The 11024-nt window shown below is 68.1% G+C and carries 14 protein-coding genes; all 14 read left to right on the top strand.

The window, feature by feature from the left end; all coding sequences use genetic code 11:
• Positions 1–543, top strand: a 543-nt coding sequence (locus MXAZACID_RS16055; RefSeq protein ID WP_008495560.1) for a flagellar hook-length control protein FliK, incomplete at its 5' end; no start/stop codon positions are given.
• Complete coding sequence (locus tag MXAZACID_RS16050; RefSeq protein WP_008495559.1) at positions 536–1801, top strand: FliM/FliN family flagellar motor switch protein; 1266 nt, start codon at positions 536–538, stop codon at positions 1799–1801. The genes MXAZACID_RS16055 and MXAZACID_RS16050, both read left to right, overlap by 8 nt.
• On the top strand, positions 1798–2061 hold the full coding sequence (locus MXAZACID_RS16045) for a flagellar biosynthetic protein FliQ (protein WP_008495558.1): 264 nt from the start codon (positions 1798–1800) through the stop codon (positions 2059–2061). Before MXAZACID_RS16050 ends, MXAZACID_RS16045 begins: the two co-directional genes overlap by 4 nt.
• Positions 2054–4147, top strand: coding sequence for a flagellar biosynthesis protein FlhA (locus MXAZACID_RS16040; protein WP_008495557.1), 2094 nt, complete (start codon positions 2054–2056; stop codon positions 4145–4147). Before MXAZACID_RS16045 ends, MXAZACID_RS16040 begins: the two co-directional genes overlap by 8 nt.
• Entirely contained in the window at positions 4140–4688 is a 549-nt protein-coding gene (locus MXAZACID_RS16035; RefSeq protein ID WP_008495556.1) for a sigma-70 family RNA polymerase sigma factor, read from the top strand. Before MXAZACID_RS16040 ends, MXAZACID_RS16035 begins: the two co-directional genes overlap by 8 nt.
• Positions 4685–5491 carry a MotA/TolQ/ExbB proton channel family protein gene (locus MXAZACID_RS16030; protein WP_008495555.1) on the top strand — a complete coding sequence of 269 codons (807 nt, stop codon included), beginning with the start codon at positions 4685–4687 and terminating at the stop codon, positions 5489–5491. The genes MXAZACID_RS16035 and MXAZACID_RS16030 overlap by 4 nt, the downstream gene beginning before the upstream one ends.
• Positions 5491–6318 (top strand): flagellar motor protein MotB, encoded by an 828-nt coding sequence (locus MXAZACID_RS16025; RefSeq protein WP_008495554.1) that lies wholly within the window; start codon positions 5491–5493, stop codon positions 6316–6318. Before MXAZACID_RS16030 ends, MXAZACID_RS16025 begins: the two co-directional genes overlap by 1 nt.
• A gap of 9 nt (positions 6319–6327) precedes the next feature.
• Positions 6328–6597, top strand: a complete 270-nt coding sequence (locus MXAZACID_RS16020; protein ID WP_008495553.1) for a hypothetical protein — start codon at positions 6328–6330, stop codon at positions 6595–6597.
• Positions 6597–7262: a FliH/SctL family protein gene (locus MXAZACID_RS18015; protein ID WP_008495551.1), complete on the top strand. Its 666-nt coding sequence runs from the start codon at positions 6597–6599 to the stop codon at positions 7260–7262. Before MXAZACID_RS16020 ends, MXAZACID_RS18015 begins: the two co-directional genes overlap by 1 nt.
• Complete coding sequence (locus tag MXAZACID_RS16010; protein WP_008495550.1) at positions 7259–8602, top strand: FliI/YscN family ATPase; 1344 nt, start codon at positions 7259–7261, stop codon at positions 8600–8602. The genes MXAZACID_RS18015 and MXAZACID_RS16010 overlap by 4 nt, the downstream gene beginning before the upstream one ends.
• Positions 8599–9018 (top strand): hypothetical protein, encoded by a 420-nt coding sequence (locus tag MXAZACID_RS16005; protein WP_008495549.1) that lies wholly within the window; start codon positions 8599–8601, stop codon positions 9016–9018. Before MXAZACID_RS16010 ends, MXAZACID_RS16005 begins: the two co-directional genes overlap by 4 nt.
• 2 nt (positions 9019–9020) lie before the next feature.
• Positions 9021–9794 carry a flagellar hook-associated protein FlgL gene (locus tag MXAZACID_RS16000; protein ID WP_008495548.1) on the top strand — a complete coding sequence of 258 codons (774 nt, stop codon included), beginning with the start codon at positions 9021–9023 and terminating at the stop codon, positions 9792–9794.
• Positions 9727–10245 (top strand): hypothetical protein, encoded by a 519-nt coding sequence (locus MXAZACID_RS15995; RefSeq protein WP_008495547.1) that lies wholly within the window; start codon positions 9727–9729, stop codon positions 10243–10245. The genes MXAZACID_RS16000 and MXAZACID_RS15995 overlap by 68 nt, the downstream gene beginning before the upstream one ends.
• Before the next feature lie 12 nt (positions 10246–10257).
• On the top strand, positions 10258–11024 hold a 767-nt coding region (locus MXAZACID_RS19485; protein ID WP_008495545.1), incomplete at its 3' end, for a sulfotransferase family protein.

Genomic DNA, 11024 nt, shown 5'->3' with positions numbered 1-11024 from the left:
GACAGCGCCCTGCCCGGCACCGCCAGCCTGCCCACCACCAGCACCACCGCCCCGCTGCCTGCCGCCCTGGCCATGGCCGCCCCTGGCGGCGCCCAGGCCAATGCCACCACCACCCAGGCTGCCACCACCACGCCCGTCACCGCCAGCACCGGGATGGAGGCGACCTCGCTCGCCCCCGCCGCCCTCGCCGCGACGGTCTCGGCTTTGCACCAGCACGGCCAGTCCCAGGCGACGCTGCGGCTCGACCCGCCGGATCTCGGCCAGCTCACCATCAATCTCGGCCTTAGCGCCACCGGGCAGCTCAACGTCACCTTCATCCCCAGCACCGCCCATGCCGCGCAGGCGCTGCATAACGGCATGGACGGGTTCCGCCAGGCGGTGGGCAATGCCGGGCTCAGCCTCGGCCAGGCGGATGTGAGTTCCGGCGGCCAGGGCCAGCAGGCCCCCGCCCAGCCGCAAGTCCAGCGCCCGGCGCAGAGCGCCAGCGCCGCGCCGGCCTCCGCGCCTGTGACCACCGATACCGGGGTGCGCGCCTATGCTTGACGCCCCCAGCGCCTTGCTGCGCGACCCAACCGACATCAAACCGCTGGACCTGCTCAACCATGTCCGCGCCCCGGGGCTGCGGCCGGGGCTGATGGAGACGCTCTCGGCGCGCTTCATGCGCCAGATCGCGCTGGCTTTGTTCAAGACCACCCGCAGCCCGGTCTCGCTGCTCTCCAGCAAAACCGGCATCGCCCCGCATGAGGCGGTGCTGGAGCGGCTGCCGGATGTGCTGCTGGCCGGCCATGCGGATCTCGCCCCCTTGCGCGGGCGCGCGCTGCTGGCGCTGGACGGGGCTTTGCTGGGCGCCATCGTCGATGGCATGTGCGGCGCCTCCATCCCCTCCAGCGCCCCGGCGCATGATCTTTCAGCGATGGAGCTGCGCATCGGCCGGCAGTTGATCGAGGCGGTGTATAAATCCGCCTCCGACTCCCTCGCCCCGCTCGGCATCGCGCCGCTGCTCGCCTCCAGCTACGAGACCGCGCATGCGATGCTGGGCGTCGCCGAGGCGCAGGACTGGATGATCGAGATCACCGGCCAGTTCGAAACCGCGCTCGGCCAGGGGCGCATCACCATCGCCCTGCCCTTCGCCCCGCTGGATGCGCTGGAGCAGAAGCTGCTGGCGCAGAGCGGCGCGAATGCCCGCAACGCCGCCGATGAGGGCTGGGCCGCGCGCCTGGCCGCCAGCAGCGAGGCGGTGAAGCTGCCGCTCTGTTTCGAAATCGCCCGCGGGCATCTGCCGATGTCGCTGGTCAGCGCGCTGCGGCCGGGCGCGCTGCTGCCGCTCAGCCTGCTGCCGGAAGCCATCGCCGTCTCCGGCGGGGTGGATCTTTTCCGGGCCGAATATGGCCAGTTCGAAGGCGCCATCGCCTGCCGGGTGAGCCCCGGCCAGGACCTCCAGAAGGGACAGACCATGACCGACACCCCCCCCGAGATCGCGCTTGAACCGCTGAGCCCGTTGCCCGGCCAGGGCCACGCGCTGGATGGCAGCAAGCTGCTCGACCGCGTGCAGGTGGCCATCGCCGTGGAGCTGGGCCGCGCGGCGCTCAGCGTGAAGGAGATGCGGGCCTTGCGCCAGGGCCAGGTGATCGCGCTGGACCAGCGCGTCGGCGAGCCGCTGGTGATTTACGCCAACGGGCTGAAGCTGGCGCATGGCGAGGTTGTCGCCATCGGCGATGGCGAGCGCTACGGCATTCGCATCACCGGCCTGGCCGGCGAGGCCGAAGCCGAAACCGAGCCGCAGCAAGAGGCGGCCGAATGACCAATAGCGATGTCGATGCCGGCGCCTGGATCGCCTTTGCGGAGCTGGCGGGGCCGATCCTGCTGCTGCTGCTGGTGATCGGCGTTGTCACCGGCGCGCTGCAGACCGCGACGCAGGTGAAGGAAGCCTCGGTGCCCTTCGTGTTGAAGCTGGCCGGGGTGGCGGTGCTCACCTCGCTCGCCGGGCCGATGATGCTGGGCGGGGTGGAGCATTACGCGTTGCATCTGTTCGGCGCGATTCCGGGGCTGGTGCATGGCTGAGGCCGCCGCCCTCTCCGGTTTTCCCAAGCTGAACGCGGCGCAGTTCGCGGGGCCGATCCTGGTCCTGCTGATCCTCGTCATGCTGGTGGTGCCGCTGCCGCCGGCGGCGATCTCGCTGCTCTTTGCCATCAATATCTCCGCTGGCCTGGTGATCCTGGGCGCCTCGCTCTACATCGCCTCGCCGGCTGAATTCTCGGCCTTCCCCTCGATCTTGCTGGCGACGACACTGATGCGCCTGGCGCTGAATGTCGCCACCGCGCGCGCCATTCTGCTCAACGGCGCCAGCGGGCCGGGCGCGGCGGGGCATGTGATCGAGGCCTTCGGGCAATTCGCCGTGGGCGGCAACTATGTCGTCGGCGGCATCATCTTTGTGATTTTGATCATCATCAATTTCGTGGTGGTGACCAAGGGCGCCTCGCGCGTCGCGGAAGTCTCGGCCCGCTTCATGCTGGACAGCCTGCCTGGGCGGCAGATGGCGATCGACGCCGAGATCAATGCCGGTGTGCTCACCCCGCAGGCGGCGGAGCGCCGGCGCGACATGCTGCGCCGGGAGGCGGATTTTTTCGGGGCCATGGATGGCGCCTCGAAATTCGTGCGCGGCGACGTGATCGCGGCGATGATCATCCTGGCAATCAACATGCTGGGCGGGCTGATCATCGGCACGCTGCAGGCCGGGCTGCCTTTGGGCGATGCCGCGCGCACCTACACGCTGCTGACGGTGGGCGACGGCTTGGCGGCACAGATCCCGTCTCTGACCATCTCGGTGGCGGCGGGTCTGGTGGTGACGCGCGTTGCCACCGGCGAGGATATCGGCGCGCAGATCAAATCCCAGCTCTGGAAATATCCGCAGGCGCTGGCGCTGGCGGCGGCGATCACCATCGCCATCGGGCTGATGCCGGACATGGCGCATCTGCCCTTCTTCGCGCTGGGTGGGGCGCTGGGATTCGCCGCCTGGCGGGCCGCGCGCCAGGCGCGCGAGGCGTTGGCCCAGCCGGAAGCCGCCGGGGCCGCCAAGGGGGCCAAAGCCGAAGCCAAGCCGGACGCGCTGGCGGATGTCACCGGCGTCGATCCGCTGGGCATGAGCATCGGCTTTGCCCTGGCGCCTTTGGTGGCGGCTGGCGAAGGCAAGCTGCTCGGCCGCCTCACCGCCGTGCGCCAGCGCTATGGCCGCGCCATGGGATTTTTGATCCCCGCCGTGCATATCAGGGATTCCTCGGACCTGCCGCCGAATGCCTACCGCTTCACATTGCGCGGGGCAGCGATTGGCGGCGGCGAGGCCTGGCCCAATCAATGGCTGGCGATTGAAGGCAATCTGGTCATCGACAGGCTGAAAATCGGCCGGCATGTGAAAGACCCCGCCTTCGGCCAGCCGGCGGTGTGGATTCCGCAAACCGCCATCGCCCAGGCCGAGGAGCTTGGCTACACGGTGGTGGATGCCTCCTCCGCCATCGCCACGCATTTCGCCGAGGTGCTGAAGCGCTATGGCGCCGAGCTGCTGGGCCGCCCGCAGGTGGAAGGCTTGCTCACCAAACTTGCTGAAACCACGCCGCGCCTCGCCGAAGACCTACGCGCCGCGATGGCCGCCGGGCTGGTGCGCCAGGTGCTGCAAGGGCTGCTGGCGGAAGAGGTGCCGGTGCGCGATTTCGAGCGCATCGCCGAGGCGATGGTGGAATCCGCCGATACCGGCATCAAAGATCCGGAGCGGCTGCTGGCTGCCGTGCGCATGCGCCTCGGCCGCTTCATCGTCGCCCAGGCCGCCGGGCAGGAGAGCGTGCTGAAAGTCGCGGTGCTGCCGCAGCGGCTGGAGGAGCTGGTTTCGAAATCCCTGCGCGCCGGCAAGGACACGGCCGCCGCCGGCGAGATTGAGCCGGAAAGTGCCGCGCATCTGCGCCAGGCCGCCGAGGCCGCGAATGCCGCGATGAAGGCGAAAGGGCTGCGTCCGGTGCTGGTGACGCAAGCCCCGCTGCGCCGCGCCGTGGCGCGGGTGATCGCCGGAACGCTGCCGGTGCTCTCGCTGGATGAAATTCCGCCCAGCATGCCGATGCAGGTGGTGCAGGTGGCCGAGCCGGGCGCCGCCCATGGCTGAGATCTGCGCCGCCGACATGCCAACCTACGGCAACTGGATCAAGCGCACCGCCTTGCTGCTGAAATCCCGCATGCCCTGGGCGGAGCTGGATGATCTGCTGCAATGGGGTGCGGTCGGCCTGCTGGAGGCGCATGGCCGGTTCGAGGACGCCTACGGCGTCACCTTCCAGACCTACGCGATGCGGCGCATCAAGGGCGCGATGCTGGACGGGCTGCGCCGCTCGAAAAGCTTCCGTTTCACGCAAGGCACGGATGAGACGATGATCGATCTGCATGCCGAGGAAAACGGCATGCTGCCGGAAGATCCGCTGAGCCTGATGCTGCAGAGCGAGCGCCAGGGCGTGCTGGTGGAAGCGCTGCGCGAGCTGGAGCCTGAGGAATATCAGATGCTGGCGCTGCATTTTTTTGAAGAGTTGAATAACCGTGAAATCGCCCTGGTGCTGGATGTCAGCGACAGCTACGCCTCCAAGCTGCGCGCCCGGGCGCTGGCGCGGCTCTCTACCCTGGTGCGCGCCAAGCTTGAAGGAGTTCCCGCCACATGACCAGCGTTCTCGGCCTCATCTGCGGAATTCTCGTTGTCGTGCTCGGTGCGATCTCGGATAACGACCCGCTCTCCTCGCTGTTCAGCCTCACCGCCTGCATCATCGTGCTGGGCGGCACGCTGGCGGCGTTGATGGTGCAGTTCGGGGTAGGCGGTCTGCTGAAAGGCATCAAGGGCGCGGGCTGGCTGGTGAAACCGCCGAAGGTGGATCTGCATGAATTCGTCGTGCGCATCACCGAATGGGCCGCCTTGTCACGCCAACAGGGCACGCTGGCGCTGGAACCCTTCATCGAGCAGCAGAAAGACCCGTTGCAGGCCAAGGCTTTGCAGCTGATCGTCGATAACACCCCGGCGCCGGCCTTGCGCGAGAAGCTGACGGTGATGGTGGAAACACTCGGCGCGGCGGAGCATCTGCCGGCAAAATTCTGGGAATCCGCCGGCGGATTTTCGCCGACCATCGGGGTGATGGGCGCGGTGTTGGGGCTGATCCATGTGATGATGGAGCTGAACCATCCGGAACTGCTGGGTGCTGGCATCGCCACCGCCTTCATCGCCACCGTATATGGCGTGGGCACCGCCAATCTGTTCTACCTCCCGATGGGCGCGCGCCTGGCCGCCATCGCCGAGGAGACCGAACATGCCCGCTTCATCCTCGTCGATGGTTTCGTCATGCTGGCCCAGCAGAAGCCAGCCTCGGTGATCCGCGACGAACTGCTCACAGTCATCCCCGGCAAGCCGAAGGACATCGCCCCCGCCGCCGCCGCCGAGGCTGAGACGCCCGCGGCCGAGATGGAAGCCGCCTGATGTCCGACGCGCCCGCCCCGCGCCGGAAAAAACGCAAGGAGAGCCATGGCAATCATGAGCGCTGGGTGATCTCCTACGCGGATTTCATCACGCTGCTGCTGGCGTTTTTCGTGGTGCTCTATGCGTCCTCGGTGCGTGACAAGCACAAGATGGACGAGGAGGCGCAAAGCTTCCTGAAGGCCTTCCACGCCCCGCCAGGCATGATCAAAGCCGAAAGCTCGGCGGATCGCGGCGTGATGAATCACCAGCCCTCGCCTGTGCCCAAACCGGTGGAATCGCCGGCCTCCGCCAACACGCCGGTGCAGAAGCAGATGATCCATCAGCTGACGCAGGATATGCTGCAATTGCAGAATGCCCAGAACCAGCTCTCGAAAATGCTGCAGCCGATGATCGGCGCGCATCAGGTCGGCATGCAGAGTGACCCGCTGACGCTAACCATCCGGCTGAATGATTCCGTACTGTTCTCCTCCGGCCAGTCGACACTGACTCCCTCCGCGCAGACGCTGCTGAAACAGATTGCCGCGAGCCTGACCAGCCTGCCGCCGAAATTCAAGATTTTCGTTGGCGGCTACACGGATAATCAGCCGATTCATGATGCGCAATTCTCCTCTAACTGGGCGCTCTCGGCGGCGCGCGCGGTGAGCGTGGTGGAGCTGTTCCAGAATGCCGGCATCGGCGGCGAGCAACTGGCGGCGCAGGGCTATGGCGAGTTCGATCCCATCGCCAGCAACGACAATGCCGATGGACGCGAGCAGAACCGGCGTGTCGTTATCGTCATTCACGCGCCGGACCCCGGCAGCAAGGCCGCGCCGGCGGCGGCGAAGTAGGGCAGGATCATGGCAAAAGCGAAGAAATCTTCAGGAAAATCCGGCGGCCTGCCGTTGAAGCCGGGGCTCGTCGTCATCGCCATCATGTGTCTGCGCGCCGCCGCCACGCAGCCCTCCTGGTTCAGCCTTCCGTCCATCGCGGTGTGGCTGGCCGGGGCGCTGGCCACAGGCCTCGTCGCCTACGCGGTGCTGGCGCTGGCGCTGCCGGTGGGGGCCATCCTGCTCGCCTACATACGGCGCGGCCTCACACGCCTTAGCCGGCCGGCGGGCGAAGGCTGATGGTATTCCGCCGCATCAACAGCAGCGTGCCTGCATCGCCGCCACCGCCCAACCCGGCGGCACAGGAGGCGGAGATTGACGCGCGCGTGCGCGCGGCGCTGGCAATGCTGCGGGATGAGGCGCAAGCGCAAGGCCTGGCCAAAGGCGAAGCCGAAGGCCGCGCTTCCTACACGGCGAAAACCCAGGCGCTGGACGACGCGGCGAAGGCGTTGCGCGCCGCCGCCGCGCAGCTCGCCGCCCCGCTGGCACAGAAGGAAACCGAACTCGCGGAGCTGGCCACCAATCTCGCGATGATCATCGCCCGGCATGTGATCGGCGTGGAAGCCATCGCCCGGCCGGAGGGTCTGGCCCGGCTGGTGGCGCAATTGCTGGAGGAAGCCGCCGCCGAGCGCGCCCCGCGGCAAAGCCTGGTGCTGACTTTGCATCCGGAAGATGCCAAGCCCGTACAGGAACTTCTCGATCTACAGACGGTCACGCTACGCCATGACGCGGCAATTGAGCGCGGCGGCGCGCGCGTCGAGCTGCTCTGGCCCGATGGCGATCCGGTCAACCGCACCGAGTGGGATGCGACGCTGCCCAGCCGGCTCGCGGCGGTGGCGGCCTCGCTCGGCCTGCCGGAAACACCCGCCCCAGCCGATGAGTTTGCCGAAGAGGAGGCATCATGAGCCTCAACATGGCGAATGTGCAGGCGCAGGCGCGCGCGCGGCTCGACGGTCTGGGTGGCGTCGCCCAGGCTCGACGCTATGGCCGTATTGTGCGCGCCAATGGCGAGATTTTGCATGTCAGCGGCGTCCGCGCGCCGGTGGGCGCGCGCTGTCTGATCGAAGGGGACAGTGCCAGCCTACCGGCCGAGGTGGTCGGCTTCGAGGCTGACGGGCTGTTGGTGATGGCCGAACAGGGTACGCGCGGCATCGCCCGCGGCGCGCGGGTGCATGTGGATGCCACCGGCACCGCGCCTCTGGTTGGCGAGGCGCTGCTGGGCCGGGTGCTGGATGGGCACGGCGCGCCTTTGGACGGGCTGGCGCCGCCCGCGCTGACCGCCAGCTGGCCCTTGCGCGGGCGCCCGGTGAATCCGATGCATCGTGCCCGCATCGAAGAGGTTTTCGAATCCGGCGTGCGCGCCATCGATGCGCTGAACACGATGGGCCAGGGCATGCGCATCGGCCTGTTCGCCGGCTCGGGCGTTGGCAAGACCACTTTGCTCGGCATGATGGCGCGCAACGCCAAGGCCGATGTGGTGGTGGTGGCGATGATCGGCGAGCGCGGGCGCGAGATTCGCGAATTCATCGAGGATCATCTCGGCGCGGCGCGGTCGCGTTGCGTCGTCGTCGCCTCGCCGGCGGATGATACCGCGCTGGGGCGGGTGCATGGCGCCTACCGGGCGGCGGCAATGGCGGAATATTTCCGCGCGCAAGGGCAGAATGTGCTGCTGGTGGTGGACAGCCTGACGCGCCTGGCGATGGCGCTGCGTGAGATCGGCCTCGCGGCGGGCGAGCCGCCGGCGGTGAAGGGGTATCCGCCTTCGGCCTTCGGCGCGCTTTCCGCCTACGTGGAACGAGCCGGCAATGGCGGCCCCGGCCAGGGCTCGATCACCGCGATCTACACCGTTCTCGTCGAAGGCGACGATCATGTCGGCGATCCGATCGCCGATACCGCCCGCGCGGTGCTGGATGGGCATATCGTACTCTCGCGAAAACTCGTTGAAGCCGCGATGTATCCGCCAATCGACATCTCCGCCTCGCTCTCGCGGGTGATGCCGGGGCTGATCGGCGAGGAGCACAAGGCGCTGGCATCGCGCTACCGCGCGCTCTGGGCGCGCCGGGCGGAGAAGCAGGACATCATCGATCTCGGTGCCTACGCGCCGGGGCGCGACAAGCTGCTGGACGAGGCGCTGAAGCGCGCCCCGGCGATGGAGGATGTGATCCGCCAGGGCGTCACCGAAGCCGCCACCTACCCGCAGAGCCTGGCCGCGCTGCGCACCGCGCTGATAGAGGCCAGCTCGTGAAATCCTCATTGCTGAGCAAGCTGGAAGTGCTGGCCGCGGCCGAGGAGGCGAAGCGCGCCGAGACGCTGCGCCGCGCCCAGGCCGCTTTGGCGCAGGCGCAAGGCCAGCAGCAGGTGCTGCATGCCTACCGCGCCCGGCTCGCCGCCAGCGTGCAAACCGGCCAGACCGTGAGTGCCGCGCAGATCCGCAGCGCCGGGCTGTTCGCCGAGGCCGGGTTGAGCGCGCTGGAGCAGGTCGGCCAGAGCGCCGTCCGCGCCGAGGCCAGCATCGCCACCGCCCGCGCGCAATTGCTGGAAGCCCAGGCGCAGCGCCGCAAATTGGCCAGCGCCACCGACACCGCCCGGCGCCGCGACGCGCTGGAAGCCGAAACCCGGGCCGAACGCGCCCTCCCCCTCGCCCGCCGCAAGGAGCGTTGAAAATGGATCTCTCTCTCTACACCAATTTCAGCAATTCGCTGGCCAAGCAGGAATCGCAGATCAGTCTGCTGCAGCAGGAAATCTCCACCGGCCTCGCGGTGCAAACGCCCGACCAGAACCCGGCCGCCTACGCCGCCGCCGCCATCGGCCAGGATCAGGTGGCCTCGCTCGCCAGCGACAACACCAATCAGGCCGCGATCCAGTCCCAGCTTGGCACCGTTTCGGATACCTACGGCTCCGTCAGCGCCTTGCTGAATTCGGTGCAATCGGTGGTCGAGCAAGCGCTGAACGCCACCACCAACCCGCAGGACATGGCCTCCCTCGCCACCCAGGTGCAGGTGGACCAGCAGCAGATGCTCTCGCTCGCCAACACGCAAGGCACCAGCGGCTCCTACGTGTTCGCCGGCACGCGCGGCTCCATCGAGCCCTTCCAGCGCGACCCGACCACCGGCCAGATCGTCTATCTCGGCGATGGCGGCAGCAGCCAGGCTTCGATTTCGCCCAGCGCCCAGGCCTCGGCGGTGACCAATGGCGAGGTCTTCGTCTCCGGCCTGTCGGGTGATGGCACCGCCAGCATCGCCGCCGCCAGCAGCAATACCGGCACCGCCACGCTGATCTCCGAAGGTGTGGCCAACAGCGCCCAGGCCAGCGCCTTCCAGCAGGGCAGCGGCAACATCACCATCGCCTTCGCGCAAGGCACCAGCGGGCATGACCTACAGCGCCACGGATGCCAGCGGCAATGTGGTGGCCAGCGGCACCGTCTCCAGCGCGGCTGACAGCACCACCAGCATCCAGGTCGCCGGCTCCAGCTACCAGATCCAGGGCAGCCCGGCGGCTGGCGACAGCTTCACCCTCTCCCCCTCGCGCCCGCAAAGCGTGTTCACGCTGCTGCAGAATCTCGTCAGCACACTGAGCACCGCGGGCGGCGGCGCCGCCGGCGCGGCGCAGACGCGCCAGGCGCTGAACCAGAGCCTGGCCGGGCTGGCGCAATACCAGTCCGACGTGCTCACCGCCCAGGCGCAGACCGGCGTGACGCTGCAGGCGGTGCAGACCGCCAGCACCAGCAACGCCACCGCCTCCGCCACCATCCAGACCGCGGACAACGCGGCAACGGCGGTGGATATGCCGACGGCCTTGACCAATCTGGACCAGAGCATGACGGCGATGGAGGCGGCGATGAAAAGCTTCGCCGCCGTGCAGGGCCTCAGCCTGTTTCAGTATCTCTAAGGATTTCCCAGCGTGTCTGATGTGATCTTCATCGTCGGCTATTATCGCAGCGGCACCTCCGGCCTTTCGGGCGCGCTCACCAAGCTCGGCGTCGAGATCCAGAGCGAAGCCGCCGCCAACGAGCATAATCCGCTCGGCTTCTACGAAGTTCCGGAGCTGATCCAGTTCGATGTGGAGCTGATGAACAGCCTCGGCATGCAATGGGGCGATGTCGCGGCGCTGCCGGAGGGCTGGCATACGCGCCCGGAGCTGGCGCGCTTCACCGCCCGGCTGGACCAGATTTTGCGCCGCCGCTTTCCGCCCGCGACCAAGCTCTGGGGCATCAAGCATCCGCATCTCTGCCATTTGCTGCCGCTTTACGAAAACGCCGTGCGCCAGGCCGGGCACACCCCGCATGTGGTGCATATTTTCCGCGACCCCGCGACCTCCGCCGCCAGCCAGCTGCTGAAAAACGGGCTCTCGCGCGCGCATGCGCTGCTGCTCTGGCTGGGCTACGCCACCGCGGCGGAGCGCAATGCCAGGCATCTGAAGCGCAGCTGGCTGACTTATGGCCATTTGCTGGCGCATCCCGAGGCCTGCTTCCGGCAGCTGGAGGCGGATCTCGGCCTGCCGCTGACCAGGCTGCGCCCGGATGGCATGGCGCAGGCGAAAGCCTATCTCACCGGCGAGCTGAACCGCAGCAAGGCGCTGCCGGCGGAAGGGCTGTACCCGCCGCTGGAGCGGCTGGTGGCGCGGCTGTGGGAGGCGATCGAGGCTGGCGATCACAGCCCGGCCTTGTG

Origin of the sequence: Acidocella sp. MX-AZ02 (genome assembly GCF_000306035.1) — a bacterium.
In the GTDB taxonomy this organism is placed as follows: Bacteria; Pseudomonadota; Alphaproteobacteria; order Acetobacterales; family Acetobacteraceae; genus Acidocella; species Acidocella facilis.
This window is presented reverse-complemented; position numbering and strand designations above follow the sequence as displayed.

Coding starts and splice junctions, on each gene's coding strand:
- MXAZACID_RS16050 (WP_008495559.1), top strand. CDS start 536: ATGCTTGACGCCCCCAGCGCCTTGCTGCGCGACCCAACCGACATCAAA.
- MXAZACID_RS16045 (WP_008495558.1), top strand. CDS start 1,798: ATGACCAATAGCGATGTCGATGCCGGCGCCTGGATCGCCTTTGCGGAG.
- MXAZACID_RS16040 (WP_008495557.1), top strand. CDS start 2,054: ATGGCTGAGGCCGCCGCCCTCTCCGGTTTTCCCAAGCTGAACGCGGCG.
- MXAZACID_RS16035 (WP_008495556.1), top strand. CDS start 4,140: ATGGCTGAGATCTGCGCCGCCGACATGCCAACCTACGGCAACTGGATC.
- MXAZACID_RS16030 (WP_008495555.1), top strand. CDS start 4,685: ATGACCAGCGTTCTCGGCCTCATCTGCGGAATTCTCGTTGTCGTGCTC.
- MXAZACID_RS16025 (WP_008495554.1), top strand. CDS start 5,491: ATGTCCGACGCGCCCGCCCCGCGCCGGAAAAAACGCAAGGAGAGCCAT.
- MXAZACID_RS16020 (WP_008495553.1), top strand. CDS start 6,328: ATGGCAAAAGCGAAGAAATCTTCAGGAAAATCCGGCGGCCTGCCGTTG.
- MXAZACID_RS18015 (WP_008495551.1), top strand. CDS start 6,597: ATGGTATTCCGCCGCATCAACAGCAGCGTGCCTGCATCGCCGCCACCG.
- MXAZACID_RS16010 (WP_008495550.1), top strand. CDS start 7,259: ATGAGCCTCAACATGGCGAATGTGCAGGCGCAGGCGCGCGCGCGGCTC.
- MXAZACID_RS16000 (WP_008495548.1), top strand. CDS start 9,021: ATGGATCTCTCTCTCTACACCAATTTCAGCAATTCGCTGGCCAAGCAG.
- MXAZACID_RS15995 (WP_008495547.1), top strand. CDS start 9,727: ATGACCTACAGCGCCACGGATGCCAGCGGCAATGTGGTGGCCAGCGGC.